Raw genomic sequence first — 20,783 nt, 5'->3', positions numbered from 1 at the left:
CATCATAGGCCTCCCATCCACTGCTTCACTTCTGCTTCACTCATCTCACCGGTCTGCAGCCGGGTCAGCAGGTCAACAATGGCTTCCTTATCTTCTAGCGGTACTTCTTGAACCGGAATGCTGTGGTTCAGCTTGAGCGCCTGATCAATCTTGGACTTGTTCCCCGCCGCCACAATGATATTGCCGCAGTCCGTCTGGAAAATAGCTTCCAGAGCCCGGATACCGCTCTCTTCCTCCAACATGCTCATTCCCAGATAAGTGGAATAGTACACTGCCTCACTCTCGGGAATGCTGAAGCCCCCGTCCTTCCATAGCGGCCAGTTGACCGATATCGTCCGGCCTTTGCGCTGCCCAAGCGTTACGGCTTCATTCCTCAGCCTGGCATAACGGTCCATGAAGCTGTTGGCCATGGCATAATACCCAACTCCCAGATCTCCCAGCTCCACCGCAATGGAAGAGAAGAGCATCAGGAAATCCAGCTCAAAGGCAGTGCTGAACAGATCAAGATAGATCAGACCTTCGACCTTGGAGCTCATCAGCTCGCGGCCGGAGACCCCAGCGGATTCAGTTACAGGCAGGGTGCTTCCCTGGCCGGCACAGTGAATAATTCCGTTAAGCAGGCCGAATTCGTTCCTGATACTGTCCATCATCCGCAGCACATCCCCGGCACTTGCGATATCGCCCTGAAGATAACGTCCATCTCCGCCAAGCCGTCTCAGCTCGGCCATGCAAGCGTCTGTCCGCTCACTTGCAGGCTGCCGGCCGGTACAGATCAGCGTTGCTCCGCATGTGCGTGCCAAGTATCCGCCCACAATCATTCCCAGTGCGCCGGTGCCGCCTGGAATCAGGTAGGTGCCTTTCTCTTTGATAACCAGAGGTACGGATGCCGCTGTGTTACCTTCTCCAGGCGTAAGCGGCCGGATTCTCCGCACCGTTCTCAGTTCTCCGGCATAGCGGACATCCAAATGGCCCGGATTCTGCTGGGAGAACAATTCCTGATACAGCCTCTCCTGATAATCCGCAGCATGAATCGCGCTGTAATCCGCTGCCACGCTGGTAATCAGGAACTTGTGATGCAGGGTTACAATGGATTTGGCGAAGCTGGCCAGCAGCTCATGGGGAACCGAGAACCCTCCCTGCTCCTGCGGGTAAGCGAACAACAGCTTCAGCGGCTGCTGTCCGAACACCTGGACGAAGGCCTTGAACAGGGAGATAACAGAGAAAATGCCGTCCTCCAGCATCTGCGTCAGTATTGGCTGGACCCTCTCCGCTTGCAGCGCGGCCAGTGACAGCGGCTCTGCTGTTCCTGCCCACTGGTGCAGAACATGGGTGGGATGGAAGTCCCTCTCCCGCAATTCCTCCAGCAGCCGCACATAATCTGCTTCCCTGTGCGGATGGATGGATATTTGATCTCCCGGGCCTGAACGGTACTCCGTATCCGGCCTAATCCAGATACAGGCACCGGCTCCGCCCGGCAGGCTGCCGGACGGTGAAGCTGCGGTATTCCGGCCGCTGTTCATCCCGCCGTAGCCCAGGATAAGCACCTTCCGCTGCATTGCTCCCGTTACCGGGACCAGCGCCTCGTGCTCATAGACTGGAGTATAGTAGTGAAGCTCCGCCGCCGGTTTGCCTTCCGGCTTAACGGTATAGGGCCGGACGATGAAATCCCCAATCCGGACCACTTCCTGCCCGTGCAGGTCAAGAATGGAAATATCAAATATATTCAGCCCCAGATTGTTCTCTCCAGGCTGCTCCTTCACCCGGGTGTACACATAGCAGTCCGCAGGAATAGGCGCGAAGATCTCGATACTCCCGAGTGAGAATGGAATATGCGTAGCCCGGCCTTCTTCCTCTCTGCCTGCTGCCACCGAGCGTACCGCTCCGTCCAGTAGAGCCGGGTGAAGAACATATTCTGGCAATCCAGATCTGTAGGCTTCATTCAGGGATAAACGGGCCAAGGTTTCTTCCTTCCCGGTCAGCACTTCTTCCGTCACCTGGAAGGACGGACCATAGCTGAAGCCGATGGCTTTGAAGATCTGCTGATAGCATTCCTGTTTGTCTTTGCGGCCGGGGCACCGGTTCCGGATTTCCTTGAGGTCGAAGCTTAGGCTTACCGCCGCCGCTGGTCCTTCCGCGAACTCCAGAATCCCCCGAGAATGTACAACCCGCTCACTCATGACCTGACTGAAGATCTCATAATGGACGGCCTCGCCTTCAGGCTCCAGCACGATATCAAGTTCCTTGAATTCCTCTGTCATCACTACTGGCTTCAGCCATACCACATCACGCACTGCCCGGACCCCGGCTTCTCCGGCAATCTCACCCGCTGCTCTGGCCATCTCAATGTAAGCGACACCGGGCAGCAGGATCTGGTCCGCAACAATGTGATCCCGCAGATAGAACTGGTCGACAGACAGCCGCTTGCGGAACCGCTGCTCACGCAGTGTGGAAATATTGATATCCACCAGCGGATGCAGAGGCTGGAGTGAATTCATCGTTCCGGGCAGTTGCCCGCCCGCCGCAGCAGGTCCCATTCCGTATGCTGTTCCTGACGCCTCCTTGTGCCCGGCTCCTCCAGAGAAGCCGCCGCCTGTGTTCTCCAGCCAATAGCTCTCTCTGGCAAAAGGATACAGAGGCAGGGATACCTTCTGCAGCTGTGTATCTGCGAAGAACAGTCTCCAATCCACCGCTGTTCCAAGGACCCACAGCTTCCCGATCCGGTCCAGCTGATTCCTGCGGGCCAGCGCAGTGATATATGCGGTATCCTCGGGATCATTCCCGAGAATGGCCGTGCCGTTCTCTGCGGCAGCGGTTGTATTGCCCCGGTATACCCCTTCGCATACTGCACCGGTTGCCAGGGACTTCATAACCCGCTTCAGTTCATCGAGCGTCTGGACGGCAACGGCCAGCCGTTCCTCCATTTCTTCCCTGCCTGTACTCAGCGTGTAGGCGATATTCGCCAGCGTATATTCTGCGGCCAGCGGCGTATCAAGGAAGCGGTGCAGCTCCCGGATTTTGCCGCTCAGCCGGTCCCGGTTCTTCGCGGATAATACGATTAGCCTGCGCCCGGCGGATTCCGCCGCAACCTGCACCGGTACATATTCCTCGGCGATCAGATGCACATTGGACCCGCCTGCCCCGAAGGAGCTGACGCCTGCCCGGCGCATACTTCTGCTGCCGGAGTCATGCTCCCAGTGCTCCAGGCTGCGCTGTACATAGAATGGCGTATCCTCGAATGTAATGCCGCTGTTCAGCTCCTCCGTATGGATGGACGGCACCAGCATCCGGTGCTTCATCTGGAGCATGACCTTGGCCAGCGAGGCAATTCCGGCGGCCGATTCCAGGTGTCCGATATTGGATTTAACCGAGCTGATCGAGCAGAACTGCTTGTCGTCCGTGTACTGGCTGAAGGCTCTGGACAACCCGGCAATTTCAATCGGATCACCTAACGGGGTGCCAGTGCCATGGGCTTCAAGACTGGTGATGGTTCTGGGATGAACGCCCGACTTACGGAGGGCTTCGGCAATTGCTGCGGCCTGGGCACCCGGATTCGGCACAGTGTAGCCGCTGGTTTTGCCGCCGGAGTTCACCGCAGTGCCTTTGATGACCCCATAGATATGATCTCCGTCCTCAATGGCCTTGCTGAGCGGCTTGAGCAGCACCGCGCCTACGCCTTCACTGGCAACATACCCGTCTCCGCCCTCGCCGAAGGCCCGGCATTTGCCCTCACTGGAGGCGAAGCGCTGACTGCACAGGAACACATATTTGTTGCGGTGGATCGTCACGTTAACCCCCCCGGCAAGTGCGGCCTCACTCTCTCCGCTGCGGATACTCTCACAGGCCAGATGAATCGCCGTCAGTGAAGACGAACACATCGTATCTACTGCCATGCTCGGCCCCTGAAAGTTGAACAGCCAGGATACCCGGTTGGCAATGGACGCGAATGAAGAATTCGGCGCTGCCAGTTGTCCGGAAGTGTAGCCTTCCGTTCCGAGAAGCTGGTAATGACCGTACATGACGCCGACAAAAACACCGACTTTGGAGCGTGCCAGCCGCTCGCGGGTATATCCGGCATCCTCCACGGTATGATAGGCGCATTCCAGAAACAGCCGCTCCTGCGGGTCTGTCAGCTGGGCATCCCGCGGCGTCATTTGGAAGAATAACGGATCGAATTTGTCCACATCATCAATGAAGCCGCCGTATTTGGTATAAATTTTGCCCTTCTTGCCTTTCTCCGTATCGTAGTCGCGCATGTAGTCCCAGCGGTTCTCTGGAATCTCGGTAATGCAGTCCTTGCCTTCCTTGAGGTTGTCCCACAGCTCTGCAATAGTGCCGGCCATCGGGAACCGGCCATCCATGCCAATTACAGCAATATCCATCACACCGGGATTCCCGGCGTTCTTTACAGGGGACATATCCTCCCCTGCCTTCGGGATGAACCGCCTGCTCTGTGATGCTGTAATATCTGCCTCTTGCAGATCACCCGGCATCTGCACTGCCGTAATCGGCGCTTCGTTACCATGCGGCTGCTCCAGCTTCAATAACGTTACAAGCTGTGCACCGTAATGACCGGTGAAATAACCGGCAAGTGCTTCAACCGTGTTATATTCGTAGAAAAGTGTCGTCGGCAACCCGCTGAATTCACGCTCCAGCGACTCATTCAGCTCCAGAATCATAATCGAATCCAGGCCAAAGGCATCCAGCGGTGAAGTTGGACCGATCCGCTCTCTCGCAACGCCCAATGTTCTGGCCAGCAGGCTGACGAGATAAGTCTGTGTCCCCTCCAGCAGCGCCCTGCTATCCTTGTTATTGGCGCTGATACCTGTAGGCTGTAAGGCTTCGCCTGCCTGATTTGCCAGCGGGGCTTCCGCCACACCAAGTGCCCGGCTGATCTTACGCGAATCTCCGTAACCGACGAAGGCTTGCACAGCATCCTCCTTCAGCACCGTCTCCAGGATATGGAGGCCTGTTCTGGTGTCCAGCGGTTGCATGCCGTAATACCCGGCCAGCACCTGCTGCTGGGCTGCCGGAAGCAGGTAGCTTCCGTCCTTCCAGAGCGGCCAGTTAACGGATACTGTCTTACCCTGGCGCCGGCCCTGCACCGTGAGCCAGTCACGGTATACGGCATAGCGGTCCATAAAGGCATTGGCGGCAGCGTAACTGCCTGCACCCATATCGCCGATCTGCGCAGAGGTGGACGAGAACAGAATGAACAGGTCCAATGCCTCATTCTTGCTGGCATGGTCCAGATTGAGCGTCCCGTCAACCTTCGGGGCAAGGATTCCGGCAAAGTCCGCTTTACTGCTCCCGGCGGCCTTCGTTACCGTTCCGGTTCCGGCGCAATGAAGAATGCCGTTGATTCTGCCGAAGTGTGATTTGGCTGCTCCGATGATCCTTGCTGCGTCTTCCGGGTCAGCGACATCAGCCTGTACATAGACCGCTTCCGCGCCAAGCCCCGTCAGCTGCTCCAGCTTCGCCTGAACGGCTGAATCCTGAGCCTGCCTTCCGGCCAGCACCAGTCTTGCTTGCCAAGCTGAGGCCAGCTCTGCCGCCACCCGCATGCCCAGCGCCCCAGTCCCGCCAGTGAGCACATACACCCCGCCCTGGATGAACCTCGAAGCCTCGGACTGGTGCAGCAGCGGCTGCGGAAGAAGCTTCCGCACAGAACGGACCTCACCGTCATACCTGATTTCAGTTCCGCCCGCCAGCTGCGGCGGCAGTAACTCACGGATCAGCCTCCCGGCGGCCTGTACGGGCGGCGAAGCCTCTAAGTTCACAAGACTCAACTGGAACAGCGGATGATCGGCAGCCAGTGAATGCGCGAATCCGGCATTCATCTCATGCAGCGGCTCCAGCATGTCCGCAGCTCTGCTGTAAGCATATAAGCATCTGATCTTTGAGCGGGGCTTCACCACAGCTGCCGCTTGCAAGAGGTACAGCAGCGAGTATAGCCCCTGATCCATCTGCTTCCCCAGGCTTTCCTGCTGCTCCTCCAGATCCGGTCCTTCCGCTCCGGCCTGCTCCTTCCAGTTCCAGCCGTGCACGATATGCTTCAATTGCATGCCTTGATCCCTTAGGGATTCCAGCAGCCGGAGGTAATCTGCCGCATGCTCCGGCCGGATCACATAAGCTGCCTGGCTCAGCCGGGCATACGCTGCTCCGGCCTCAACCTGAATGCAGCATTCTGCTGCCAGCCCATGCTGCACCGCTTGCCTGCGGACAGCCTCCGCCAAGGCAGCCGAGCCGAACACTACAATAGACGACAATGGCGCGGTCACCTGCGGCAGTTCTGTCTCGATCCATTCTGGCGAATACAGGGTTAGTGCGGAAGCAGGGACTGCGGCCGCAGTATACTGCTTAATAGAGAAGCCGAACAGCCGTGCCGCCTCCAGACCTTGCCGGTCCGTAATATGGATATCGTACTTCCTTGTTCCCTCATCATCTGTGCCGGAAGCTCCCTCTGCAGGCTTCGCGTAGGCATAGCATTGCGGCGGAACCTTGCCGATCAGCTCTATCCGGTCCAGGGCGTAAGGCACCCTGAGCGTCAAGTCCTCTTCACTGCGGTTTCCCGTCCATGATAGCGATCTTACCGCACCGTCAATGATCGAGGGATGGAGCACATACTCCGCATACCTCTCGTTAAGATGCTCTGGCAAGGAGATTTCGGATAAACCCTCCTCTGGCGAGCAATACGCTGTCTTCGTCACCCGGAAAGCGGGGCCATAGCCGAAGCCGACCTCCTTGAATATATGATCGTAGCACTCTGCCTGAGTGAGGCTGGAGGTGCTTCGCTCCCTGATCTTCGCAATCTCAAGTGTCTGTGCAGGTGCAGGCGTCTCTTGCATAATTCTCCCCGTTGAATGCAGAGTGCGCTGTCCCTCTGCTTCACTGAACACCTTGTACTCCACTTCGCCTTGATCCACATGCGCGAATGTGGTGAAGATCTCCTTCTCCTTCTGCTTCTCTTCCATTTCTACTGCCTTGATCCATTTGACATTCCTCAGTCCCGTTACAGGGTTGATTCCGGCCAGGACGGCAGCGGCCCTTACCAGCTCCAGATAGGCTACGCCGGGCAGCAACATCTTGCCGCCGACCACATGATCCTTGACATAGAACTGTTCCGGCCGCAGCACAGTGCGGAATTTCTCCTCTTCCATGGTGGAGACATTGCTGTCAACCATCGGATGCAGCACCGTAGAAGCTTCTGCCGAAGAAGACAGCTTGGGAGCGATACGGCGTGAATTTTTACGGACCCAGCAGGTCTCTCTGGCAAAAGGGTACGCAGGCAACGGAATGCGTCTGCACTCCCGGTCCGCATACAGACGGCTCCAATCGACTGCCTTCCCGGCGATCCACTGCTCCGCCAGCTCAGACAGCTCCGTTATCTTCAGAGTTCCAACCGGCTTCCCGGAATTGGCGGTGGAAGAAGAAGGTGCCGGAAGCTGCACGGGTACCCGTCCATAATGTACCTTATGGGCTTGTTCCGGCATGGCAGCATAGCTGCGCAGAATATCTATTAACTCCTCTTTGCTGACAGCGGTAAAAGCTATCCGCTCCGCCATCTCCTCCCGTCCGGTCTGGAGCGTATACGCAATGTTATGCAGCGTAAGCTCTTCGTCAGCTGCATGAAGCATCAAGTAATTTAGAAGCTGCCGCGCTTTTTCCTGCAGCCGGTCTGCCGTTTTGGCAGACAGGACGATCACGTTGCCCTGCCCGGACAGCATGAAACGGGTTCCGGAGCTAACGGTGTCACGGGCTGGATAATCCTCCATGACCACATGGGCATTCACCCCGCCGAAGCCGAAGGAGCTGATCCCTGCCCGTCTTGGCAGGCCGTCAGGCGGCGTCCATTCCTGCGTCTGCTCCACAATATAAAAGGGCGACTGAGCAAGCTCAATATAAGGATTCAGCTGCTTGAAATGAACATTCCCCGGTAAGGTCCTGTGCTTCATCGCCAGCACAACCTTGAGAATGCCGGCAATGCCTGCGGCGGCCTCCAGATGGCCGATATTAGACTTCACCGCACCGATTCCGCAGTACTGCTCCCGGGTCAGCGGTATCCCCCGCCGGTGATGCAGCTCTTTAAAAGCATTTTTGAGCGCGTTGATCTCCACCGGGTCCCCCAGGGAGGTGCCTGTGCCGTGAGCTTCGATATAACTAATGGTATCGGGCGGGATGTCCGCCTTCTCATAGGCTTCGACCAGCACCTCGGCCTGCGCCTTCGGATTCGGCACCGTCAGCGAGCTGACCTTGCCGCCGTGGTTGACCGCGGTTCCCCGGATCACTGCATAGATATAATCCCCATCTGCCTCCGCCTGGCTTAACGGCTTGAGCAGAACGGCCCCCGTACCTTCTCCGCGCACATAACCGTCCGCACTTTGATCGAAGGTCTTGCAGCGTCCGTCCGGCGACAGCATCCCGGCCCGGCTGAAAGAGATATGCAGGGTCGGCGCGGCAATCACATTCACTCCCCCTGCAATCGCCTGCTCGCAGTCCCCGCTGCGGATACTCTCCACTGCCCGGTGTACAGCTACCAGTGAACTGGAGCAGGCGGTATCCACCGGTTCACTGGGGCCGCGGAAATTGAAGAGATAAGAGATCCGGTTGGCTAACACGCAGTGGGAGCTGCCGGTGGAAGAATAGGCTTCAATCTCAATGTCGTTATCCTGTAAAAGCGTGCTGTAATCATTCGTCGAGACGCCGACGAACAGCCCGACCTTCCGGCCGGACAGCTCAGAGGGCTTGTACCCGGCGTTCTCTAGTGTGGACCACACAGTCTCCAGGAATATCCGCTGCTGCGGGTCCATCAGATCCGCTTCACGCGGATTGATGCTGAAGAAGCCCGGATCGAACTTATCGGCAGATTGCATGAAGCCGCCCCAGCCGGAGACGGGCTTATCCGACCCGCTGCCCTTCAGCCGGTTCAGCTCTTTCGCATCCCAGCGGTCTGCGGGAATCTCCGTGATCAGATCCTGCTGGTCCTGCAGATGCTCCCAGAAGGCATCCAGGTTCTCTGATTGCGGCATCGCTCCACTGATGCCGATAATTGCAACCGGCTCCGGCTTACCGGCCCCGGCAGTCTCCGGCCGGAGCGGCTTCCAGCTCTGGCGGGCCTTCTGGCCGGGAGCGGACGCTTGAACGGAGCCGTAATCAACGGCGGCTTCCGGTGCCTGTGCAGCTCCCCGGCTGAAATATGTAACTAACTCGTCCGCATAGCTCTCTAACAGATAGGCTGCTAATGCACGAATTGTAGGATATTCAAAGAACACTGCCGGTGTCATCCGTACCTGGAAGGCAGCATTGACCGCATTTGCGGCATCAGTGAACGTTAAAGAGCTCATGCCGTATTCGCCCAAATCCTGATCAGGATGAATAGCGGCGGCATCCAGCTTCATCAGACGGCTAATTGTATCAGTGAGGATCTGCTGTACTGGCTCCAGCTGCCCGGCAGCCCGGCTCTCGGCAGGCTCGGCACCGGTTCCAGGTTGGATGATGGTTGTTGTTGTGCCTGAAGCTGCCGATTCCAGCCCCAGAATGCCGTATATTTTCCTGCGGTTCGCCAAGAGGGGCAGGATCTGCGCTTCAGACCCGTTAAGAATCGCCTCCAGAAGTTTTAGTCCTGCGGAGGTCTCCAGCGGCTTCAGCCCTACGGTATTCTTGAAGAACAGCAGGGTCTGCTCCTCAACCGACAGCCCGCCTTCCTGCCAGAACGGCCAGTTAATGGAGATGGATCTGCCATGTCTGTGCCCCGACTGGACCAGGGTCTTCCGGTACAGCAGATATTCATCCATCCAGGCATTGGCATAGGCATAATCGCTCTGCCCGACATTGCCTGTGACCGCCGCAATCGAGGAGAAGCCCGCTATGAAATCAAGCTTATCTTCTCGGGTAGCCCGGTCAAGCTGCGCCAGCCCTTGGATTTTGACCCCTAGTACCCCGCTTGCCTGACCCTCATCCTTCACCTGGATAAGCGCGTCACGGGTAACTCCTGCCGCATGAATAATGCCGTTCAGGCTGCCCAGCCTGCTCCGCGCATCGGCCACGGCTGCCGCCGCTGCCTCCGCCTGCGACAGATCCGCCTGCACATACACTACTTCTGCACCCAGCTTCTGAAGCCGGGCGATTTCCCGTTCCTGCTCCGGCAGGAGTGCCGACCTGCCAACCAGCGCAAGCTTAGCCTGATAGTGGCGGGCCAGATGCCCGGCCACAATCAGCCCCAGCTTGCCCAGTCCGCCTGTTAGGAGATACACGCCGTGTGGACGGAGAATATTTTTAGAGGCTTCAGCGGCTTCCTTCGCAGGGGGAGCGATTTCCTTCAGGGCATGAACATATCTTGTACCCTGCCGGTATAATACTTCATCGTCCGTAGAGCGGATCTCAGCCGCAATCATCCGGTAGATGTCATCCCTGCCCGCAGATCCTGTGTACAGCATGCTGAAATGCAGCTTGGAATACTCCAGCTTCAGCGTTTTGTTGAAGCCTCTTAAGGCCCCCTGTCCGGGAGGCACAGCGAATTCCTCCCCGCTCCTGCATAGCTGAATCACCCGGCTATGGCGGTTCCCCCGGACAGCCATCAGCGCCTGGGCCAGATACAGCTGGTGCAGATACACTCCTTCAGCAGCATTTGGGGCTGTCTCTTCTGAGTGCTCCTGCTGCTCATAGACGAGAGTCTCCAGACTGCAGCCTCTATTTGCCAGATCACGAAGCAAGCGAACATAATCTTCAGGGTGCTCCGGGTTCATCCGGTAATTCGCTCCCCCTGCCTGTTGATATTCTGCAGCAGCTTCTACTATATATAACACGCCTGGATGGACGGCTGGCCGGTCACTGTCTTGGGCAAGCGACTTGATCATTTCGGGTTCAGCGGCGAACCATACGATATCGCCAGACACACTGTCAGGTGCAGGAAGAAGCGTCTTCCGCTCCTTCCACTCATACACAAAGCACATCTCTTCCATGCTCTGCGTTCTTCCCTGCTGGAATACTCTCAGTACAAATCTGGTGAACTTCAGCAGCACCCGGCCCTGGACGTCGGCGACCGCCACATCGAAGGCCAGATCCCCGTCATCTGACCCGGCAGCAAGCCTTGTCACGTAAGAGACGCAGTTAGGCGACAGGCTTCCGAAGATCTCCAGCTTGTCAAAAGAATACGGCAGTGCCACCGCGCCCTCCAGTTCCCCGTGGCCGCTGATCAGCCCGATGACAGCTTCCAGCACTCCGTCAGTCACCGTAGGATGCAGCGTAAATGCCCCGAAGCCCTCATGCAAATGGGCAGGCAGCTCAATGAAGGCTACTGCGTCTGCCGCTCCGGCGGACATCCGGGTAATGGACTGAAAGGACGGGCCCAGCTCCAGCTGATGTTCTCTGAATCTGTCATAGATCAGGCTTCCGCTTACGTCCGTCTTTCCCTGGCACAGCCGGGCAATATCCATCGATTCCGTGGGGCCGCATGGTGCTTCCTGTGTATATCCGATACTTCCCTGGCTGTGAACAACTTCAGCTCCGTCAGATTGGCTGATAATCTCATAATCCAGCTCGTCCTGGCTCCTGCCCGGATACAGACGTACCTGCAGCAGCTTGGACTCTTCGCCGTCACTCAGTTGAACCGGATAAGCCCATACCACATCTGTGATGCTGCGTATTGAAGCTCCCGGCAGTGAAGCAGCAGCAGCGGACAAAGCCATCTCCAGCTGAACCACACCCGGCAGCAGCTTACGGCCGGACACGATATGATCCTTCAGATAGAATTCTTCGCCCGTCAGCCTCTTCTCGAAGCACTGCTCATGCACCGTAGACCGGTTGCAGTCCAGCACCGGACCTATTGCCTGTATATGAGCTTGCCCCGGTGCCGAAGATGGGGATGTCCGGCCTGTGTTCAGCTCAAGCCAATACCTTTGCTTCTCGAACGGGTAGGCGGGCAGAGGTATTTTGAAGTAAGAACGGTTGGTGTAGAGGCTCTTCCAATCGCATACACCGCCCTCCAGATACAGCGCTGCGCATTGCTCCAGGGTCTGCCGGGAGAATAATGCAGGGGTATTCCCTTGAGCAGACCCGAGTAGAGCGATGGCGTCCAGCCTGAGCTGATCCTCCCGGGCAGTCTGCTTGCGCAGCAGCTCGCGGGAGGCCTCGCCACTCTTTAAGGTGAGCTTCTCCAGGGTGAGCAGCAGCTCCCTCTCCAGCTCCTGCAGATCGGCGGCAATCAGTGCCGCCCGCTGGCTGAAATGGCTTCTGCCGATGGATAATGTGTACGCGATATTCCCGGCATCTGTCCGGTTGTCCGCTTCTTCCCTGATCCACACCTGCAGCTCCGTGAGCTTCCTGATCAGGCCCTTACGGGTCTTGGCTGACAAGAGAAACAGATATAATGGGCGTTCGCCGCCGGGTATGGCATTATTGCTCATCCGTGTAGCCTCCACTTCTCTTCCTAATGAATGCATATATAGATATAGCGTCTACCCCTAAATAGCACTGCTGCGGTATTCTTCAATGACAAGATGGCAGTTCGTTCCGCTGAAGCCGAAGCCGCTGATGGCAGCCATCCGGGAGCCGCGTTTGTTCTCCGGCCAGTCCACCAGCTCACGGTTGATATAGAAGGGGCTTCCCTCCAGCCGGATCTTCTCGTTAAGCCGGGTATGGTGGATCAGCGGCGGAATCTGCCTGTGCTTCAGAGACAGCAGAATCTTAATCATTCCGGCAACTCCGGCGGCCATCGTGGCATGTCCGATATTGGCCTTGACGGAACCAAGCGCGCAGTACTGGCTGTCCTGTGTAAAGGACCGGAAGGCCTCTGTCAGTGCCTTGACTTCAATCGGATCACCGAGTGAGGTGCCGGTTCCATGCGCTTCCACATAATTGATCTCAGCCGGATCGATCCCGAACCGCTCATAGACCGTTCTCTCCAGCTGAATCTGCGAATTCACATTCGGCGCCGTAATGCCGTTTGTCCGGCCGTCCTGATTCACGCCGCTTCCCCGTATCAAACCGTAGATATGGTCCCTGTTCTCAATCGCCTGCTTCAGCGGCTTCAGGACTACAACCCCGGCCCCCTCACTCAGTAAGGTCCCGTCTGCGGCCTGATCGAAGGGTCTGCATACCCCCTCTGCCGACAAAATCTCCATCTGGCTGCTCTGCACCATACTGTCTGGCGTAATCATCAGCCGGATGCCTCCGGCAAGCGCCATGTCGCATTCCCCATTCCAGAGGCTGGCACACGCCTGATGTACAGCTACCAGCGAGGAGGAGCAGGCGGTATCCAGCGAAATACTCGGTCCCTTCAGGTTCAGGAAATACGAGATCCGGGCGGCCAGGATAGAGGAAGAGGTTCCTGTAAAAGCCTCTGAGGTATTGCTCAAGTGATTCGCTTCCAGATGCTTGGTATAGTCGCTTGGAGCACATCCGACAAATACGCCGCAGCGTGTGTTCTGCACCGCCTGGTCGGAATATCCGGCATCCTCCAGCGCGTTCCAGGCCTCCTGCAGAAAAATCCGCTGCTGCGGGTCCATAATCTCCGCCTCTTTAGGTGAGATATTGAAGAATAACGGATCGAATTCATCCACCTGCTCAAGCAGACCGGCAACGGTACAGTAGGTCTTCTGGTCGGCCTTGCGGTCTTCGTCATACCAGGCACGGATATCGAACCTGCTGCCGGGAACCTCACCTGTGCTGGAGACGCCGTCCCGCAGGTTACGCCACAGCTCTCTTGCTGTAGCTGCGCCGGGAAACCGGCCTGATAATCCGACGATGGCAATGCCTTCCGGCACAGCGGCGGATGCTGTGGCGGGTGCGGCTGCCGGCGGACTGCTGAATGCAGCTTTTGGCGCAGCTGCAGCCGGTTCTTTCGCATTGCGGGCGGCGGTGGAGAAGCCCAGCTTGATTTTGCCGGCTGCTTCCGCTTCCGCAGCAGGAGCTGCGGGTGCCATTGAATTCGCGCCGGTCTGAAGCCGAAGCTTGGGCGCCCCGGAGACTTGTGGTATTGCGGGCAGAGAAGCCTGCACCGCCGGTGCTTTTACCGGTTCACGGGATGGTCCAGCCTCATGCTTGACTGGAGTCACTGTAATCGGTGCGGATGGTGCGGCAGCCGGTTTGTGCTGTGAGAACTGGTCGATCAGATCGTTCATATATTCATATCTGTGGTTCAGCCGCAGAGATCGTGCCGCTTCGGCTTCAGAGCTGCTCTCCGGTACCTTCTCCGCAGCCGCCTGCACTCTACTGAGCGGACCCGGAATATCAGGAATGCTATTCTTCTGAACCTCGTGAACCATATACCGGGCCAGCTCCGGAATCGTCGGATAGTCATACAGCAGAATTCCGTCGAGCTGGAGCCGCAGCGCTTCATTCAGGTCGCGGACAATCTCCACACTGCTGATCGAATCAATCCCCATCTCCTTAAAAGACAGCTCATCGCTTATCTCCTCCGGCTGAAGCTTGACCACCCGGCACAGCACCTCCTTGACCAGCTCCTCCACCGATTCTTGAGTAGGCTCCAGCTGCGCGGCAGCGGCTGTCCGCTCCTGCTTCTTCAGTTCATTGATACGTCTCAGGCCTTCGCGGGCCTCCAGCCTATGCTCCTTGATCTGCTGCAGAATATCTCTGATCATCCCGCCGTTACTCATAGTACACCTCCAAGAACTGGGCAACCTCATCCACATCCAGCTCATCCCCGTCCAGTCTGGACAAAAGCTCCAGCAGGTCGTGATCCTCCGGGTTAAGCGAAGCGTCAACGGCTTGCACAGATCCCTCCGCTGTCTCGGGCTGCTGCAACACACCCTGTATACGTCCGATGTGCTCTGCAAGCAGGTTAATGGAGTAGTAATCATAAATATCGATGGTATCCAGCCGGAGGCCGAAGCACTCGTTCAGATCGCGGACAATCTCCACACCGCTGATGGAGTCCACCCCCATCTCCTTGAAATTCATCTCCGCATCCAGCTTCTCTTCATCCAGTCGAATCCGCCCGGCAACGATCCGGGTGAGTTCGCTCCTGATGCTCAGCGCGGCTTCGGCATTTGTATCAGCCGCCGCTTCCTCCTTTGTATCCGGGTAATTTATATCCCTTGCTCCGTTTGGTGCTGTTCCGGCTGCCCGCTTGCCGCTTTCCTGTTCATCTGCTTCCGGCGTCCAAGGCCGGTACAGCTGGCGGATCTTCGCCTTGACCTCTGGCGTGGTGAAGGTAATCCGGTGCATTTCATTCTCCCGTTCTACACAGTGCAGCAGCTCTTCCAGCACCCGGCTGGCCAGCTCCTGCTTCAGCACGCTGACAGTCGTCCGGGGCTTCCCGGCAATTTGCCGGGCAATCGACACGGCTTCCTGCAATACCTTGTTCTTAGCCCTGAAGAGAACCGGTGCAGCTCTGTCTTTGAGCTGTTCTCCTGTGTACATGCTGGCCGTGAACATCATCTCCATGGCGAGATTTTTGCCCAGCTTGTCCTCCAGGATGAAGGTGGCGCCCATTCCCGGGGTGAAGCCATATTTGGCAAAAGCAGCAGAATACACGCTCTCTTCAGCCATCACCACGATATCCGCGTACAATCCGAACAGCATACCGCCGCCGGAAGCATGGCCTTCCATCGCGGAGATCACCGGAATAGGGCATTCCAGCATCCCCCTATAGAGGATCGGAGCGTCCGTGAAGCTCAGCTTCGAGTCGGAAATATCCAGCAGCTGCTCCTGGGTGCCGCCCATGGAGAAGATCCGCTCATCCCCGGCAACGACAATTGCCTTGATCTGTTCGTCCTGCTGTGCAAGGTTGAAGCAATGGGTTAGTCCCTGTATGACCTCATGGGTGAATGTGTTGTTATGTCTGATATCCTGCATGCGGATCAATGCTACGCCGCCTTCCAGCCGTTCAAGCACAACTTCGTCTCCGGTATACGCCGCCCCGGCTGCAATGGGCACTGCGGGTTCCGAAGCCTGAGCCGTTTTTACAGGCTCTTGTGTACTTGTCGTTGGATGTAAGGAATTCGCCGGCTCTATCCAATAGCTTTTGCGGGCAAAAGGGTAATGAGGCAGCGACACAAGCTCAGGTGTGTAATTCCCGTACAGCGCCCGCCAGTCTATCACAGCGCCTTGCGCCCAGGCCCGGGCCAGGCTCCCGGCTTCATGCAGCTTGTATGCCGGGACCTCCGGTAATGATTGGCCATGTACCTGCGAAGCGAAGCACTGGCCGGAAGCCCGCTCATCCAAGTAATCCGTAAGCAAAGCCAGAAGCTCGTTTCGAGTGCTGTATACGATGGCTACCCGGTGCTTCATAGGTTCTCTGGCAACCTGAAGGGTATAGCTTAGCCCCAGTAGAGATAGCTCGTGTACAGCACCAGTCTTCGCTTCATCGCCAGCCCCGCGTAATTCCGTACTTGCTCTTTCGGGTATAAGCCGATTTCCCAGCTCCAGCAGCGTCAAGTCACCGCTAACAGCGATAGCATCAGCCGCAAGGCCGAATTCTGCCCGGAGCATCTCCTTTAACCGGATCGTTTCGACAGGACCAAGGCCTAGCTCAGAGAGGGTGTGATCCTCCGTAATCCCGGTAATCTTAAGATCCAGCATCTGAGCCATCTGCTGCTTCAGATATGAGAGCACTCCCTTCATATGGCCCCAGTCCTCGGCCTGCTCATGTCCGATGAAGTCCCTCATCCGCCGGACATAGGCTTGCAGCCGCTCAGGAGTCTGGGCGGACAATACAAAGACATAAGGGCCGTGTGTATCCGTCTCTTCCTGTTCCTGATTGCTGTCCTCTAGACTGCCTGTGTATTGCTCCAGAATGACATGAGCGTTGGAACCGCCTGCACCGAAGGCACTGATGCCAGCGCGTCTAGGGTATACGGTTGTCCGTTCCTGGCCCATACGTGTGACAGGTAACCATGTCTCAAGCTTCCGCTGAATATAGAAGCCCGAATCCTCAAGCCGCAGATGCGGGTTAAGGGGCTCCGAATGTAATGAAGGTACAAGCTGCCCGTGCTGCATCTGAAGGATTACCTTCGCGATGGCCGATATTCCGGCTGCCGCTTCAGCATGGCCGATATTGGACTTGACTGAGCCTATGGAACAGCTGAAGCCAGCATCCTTATAGGGGGCAAAAGCGTTCATTAGCGCCTGCATCTCAACAGGATCACCAAGCGGGGTACCTGTCCCGTGTGCTTCAATATAATTGATCGTGCCAGCATCGACACCGCTTCTGCGGATCGCTTCCGATACCGCTTCTTCCTGTGCGCGCTGATTAGGTACGGTGAACCCGCTGGCTTCGCCGCCATGGTTAATGGCGCTGCCTTTGATGACCGCATAGATGCGGTCATGATCCCGCTCTGCCTGCCGCAGCGGCTTAATCAGGATGGCCCCCGCCGCCTCTGCCGGTACATACCCATCCCCGCCTTCACCGAAGCTGCGGCATCTGCCGTCCGAAGAAGCGAAGTTGCCCTGGGACAACAGAAGATATTTATCCGGGTGTACGGAGAGGTTAACGCCTCCGACCAGCGCCATGGCACAATCCTGATTCTTCACGCTCTGGCAGGCCAGATGCAGTGCCGTCATGGAGGAAGAGCACATCGTATCAATGCCCAGAGAAGGTCCGGTCAGTCCAAAATAGTAGGATACCCGGTTAGCAATGGAGGAGATCGTAGAAGTGGAAACCTGCCGGCCGGTATTGTAAAGCTGGTATTGCATCCACATCGCTCCGGTGAATACGCCCACCTTCTTGCCTTTTAGTGCTGAGCGGTTATATCCCCCATCCTCGAATGTCTCCCAGGCCAGCTCCAGGAATATCCGCTCATGCGGGTCCATCAGCACGGCTTGAAAAGGGGCGATATTGAACAGGAGGGAATCGAACTTGTCCACATCGCGCAGGAAGCCGCCCCATCTGGAGCTATCCTTGCCCCAGCTCTCCTGTGCCGTACGCTGCTGTTCTTCATGGTTCCACCGCTGCGGATCGATCTCAGTCACCGCATCCCGGCCTGACTTGAGCAGCTCCCAATATTCTTCCAGATTGTCCGCCCCCGGGAATCTTCCGCTGATGCCGATAATTGCGAGATCCCCGTCTTCGCTTCCGGCGGCTCCGGACAGGCTCTGGATGAACTCGGGCTGCGGAGCAGCCGCAGGCTCACTTGCTGGACTTCCTTCTCTAATCAGGAATTCATCGATTCGGAGTTCTTCCCCCGGTGCCATGAGCAGTACGGCTTCTTCGCGCTGCAAGGCCCACTCCAGCGCCGCGATTGCTGCGGAGGTATCCAGCACCGCAATGCCGAATTTATTTTTTAGCGCAAGCTCTGTGTGCTCGCCGCCCTTCATACCCCCGTCGCGCCAGAGCGGCCAGTTGACAGACAGGGATTTACCGCTCCTCCGTCCCTGCGTTCTCCATATTTCCCTATGCTGCATATAGCCGTCCATGTACAAGTTCGCATACGCATAATCGCTTTGAGCCGGATTGCCCAGGACCCCTGCGACAGAAGAGAACCCGGCGAAGAATGCCAGCGGCTCCTCCTGAAATACTTCATCCAGATTCGCCGTCCCTTCTGTCTTGGCCCGCAGTACGTCAAGGAAATCTGCACTGTCCTTATGAACCAGCAGCGAATCCCTGGTCATTCCCGCACCGTGAAAAATCCCGTCCAGCCTGCCGTACTTCTCCTTCACATAAGCATGCAGCCGCTCCACCGATGACCTGTCGGTTACATCACAAGCCATATAGTCCAGCTGCGGATGCGCGCCTAACGCAGCCAGGATCTGTTCCGGCAGCTTTGCTGCTCTGCCGCAGAGGAGAGCTGTCCCGCCTTGCTCCAGAACATACGCCGCCAGCTGCTGTCCAATCCCGCCGGCCCCGCCGGTGATCAAATAAATATGGTGTCTGCGGATCGCTGCCGCCCCACCGCCAGCGGTTTGACCGGCCTTGCGGTAAGTCCGTATTCTACGTGTCCCCTGTGTATATTCGATGCTTCGGCCATTTTCCCAGCCCTCATGAAGCTCGTTACGGACAAAGGTATGTAAGTGTTGTATGTTCTCCGCGTCTAGTCCGATGCATTTATAAGTTACTTTATCTGTCTCCGATTGAAGACAGGCCAGAAATCCTTCCATGGCTGAATCACCCGGATGAGCCGCAGAGCCTGTCCGATTGTACAGATACAATACTTTTACAGCCGATTCTATTCTGCTGCGCAGCAGCTCTCTAAGAATGCAGAACATAGGCATTACCCGCTGACCGGACGGCTCCGTCAGATCACTCCGGCTCTCCCCGCCGCAGTTCAGGCTGTTGATTAGAACCGTTGGCAACTGTCTTGACGCGGATAATGCATCCGCGAGCTGCTTGTAATCCTGCTCACGGGCCAGATTGATGCGGTACAAGCCAGGCCCTTCTACAGCGAATTCTTCTCCCGGATGTACGAAGGTGTACCGGTTGCCAGCCGCAGCTCCAGTCAGATCTAGCAGCGTATCCTGTTCCCGGCATAAGACCAGCACCTGCTCCTGTTGCCCCGGATATCCCGGCCCTCCCGGATGTCTTAACGGACGTTCTGTCCAAGCGGGGGTATAGGCGTGAACAACCGTACCGGAATGAAAGAACGACTCTGCGTGCTCCCGGAGAATATAGCGGCTCAGCTCATCCAGTGTGGCATATTCGAAGAGCAGCGTCGGATACAAGGGGCATCCAAGTCTCTCCTCCAGCCTCTTCACGATGTCCAGCAGATGCTGTGAATTGAGCCCCAGATTATAAAAGCCCTCCTCTGTCTGAAGCCCGGCCTCGTCCCTTCCGGACAAACCGCCTACCAGATGCTTCAGATAAGAGGTAACCGCGTCCTGGCGTGCACGTTCTCCGGCCGGATTCCCCGCCAGGTTCAGCGGCAAGATAGGATTAGCCTGTACCGTCTTCGTCCCAGGCTCCGGCTCTGCTGCGGGACCAACCGGATTCTGGAGCTTCCGGGGATTGCGGATCAGCTCCTTGGAGCGGATCTTTTTGAGGCCCCAGCGCTTGAAGCAGGCAATCTCTTCCCCCTGTGCGTTATATACCTCAATATCGAAATACATCAGGTCACGGATGTCGCCATCCGGGTAACCCTCATCCTTAATGTAGACGTAGATCTGCTCCTTCATTGGTTCATACGCACGGAAGGATTCGATGAACATCGGAATGGAGGCCTGAATTCCGCGGGAGAAATCCAGCTCCTGCAGGACGACGAAGCCCTGCACCAGCGTGGCCGCATCCAGATAACAAGGATGCATGCAGAAGTGATCCATATACTCCCTGGCCAGTTCTCCCAGACGGATCTCCGCGAGAATCCGCTGGTCGCCATAGTACAGCTTCCCCAGACCCTTCATGAATTCAAGGTGGCGGATATCAATTCGCCGCACATAGCTGTAGGCATGGTCCAGGTCTTCCACACGCCGGCTCTGGCTTTTAATCTGCCCGATGTCAATCGACTTCCGTTCGCCGCTGTGCGGAGGAGACAAATGCAGCCCGCAGCGCAGATTCTCATCCCAGACACTGTCCAGCTCGCGGTGCCCCTTGACCTTCCGGGACTGTGCCACAATCTCGTACCCGTCTGCTGCCCTTGTGAAAGTGATCCGGATCTTCTTATCGTACTGTTCGCTGGTTGTGACCGGCTCGCTGAACAGAACCTTGCGCAGCTCGATGTCACGCAGATTCACGCCCTTGGTCTGCAGGAACCGGCAGATCATGTCCAGCAGTGTGACTCCCGGCATCATCCGCACACCATGGACCCGATGATCTCTGACAATGTAATTACTGTTGGTGATTACTGTACTGAACCTAGTGCCATGTAATGTGTCCATCCCCGCACCTCTCCGCTCTT

The 20,783-nt window shown here is 57.0% G+C and carries 3 protein-coding genes; all 3 read right to left on the bottom strand.

Features of this window, described 5'->3' with window-relative positions:
* Positions 1-2 precede the first annotated feature (2 nt).
* From MKX63_RS28475 to MKX63_RS28465, 3 genes are read right to left on the bottom strand one after another with little or no spacing between them, the layout of a single operon-like run.
* On the bottom strand, positions 3-12,401 hold the full coding sequence (locus MKX63_RS28475; RefSeq protein ID WP_341021929.1) for an SDR family NAD(P)-dependent oxidoreductase: 12,399 nt from the start codon (positions 12,399-12,401) through the stop codon (positions 3-5).
* 57 nt (positions 12,402-12,458) lie between these two features.
* Positions 12,459-14,612 carry a beta-ketoacyl synthase N-terminal-like domain-containing protein gene (locus MKX63_RS28470; protein WP_341021927.1) on the bottom strand — a complete coding sequence of 718 codons (2,154 nt, stop codon included), beginning with the start codon at positions 14,610-14,612 and terminating at the stop codon, positions 12,459-12,461.
* Positions 14,605-20,763 (bottom strand): SDR family NAD(P)-dependent oxidoreductase, encoded by a 6,159-nt coding sequence (locus tag MKX63_RS28465; RefSeq protein WP_341021925.1) that lies wholly within the window; start codon positions 20,761-20,763, stop codon positions 14,605-14,607. The genes MKX63_RS28470 and MKX63_RS28465 overlap by 8 nt, the downstream gene beginning before the upstream one ends.
* Positions 20,764-20,783: the final 20 nt, after the last annotated feature.

Origin of the sequence: Paenibacillus sp. FSL R7-0179, from assembly GCF_038002265.1 — a bacterium.
GTDB lineage: Bacteria > Bacillota > Bacilli > Paenibacillales > Paenibacillaceae > Paenibacillus_AQ.
This window is presented reverse-complemented; position numbering and strand designations above follow the sequence as displayed.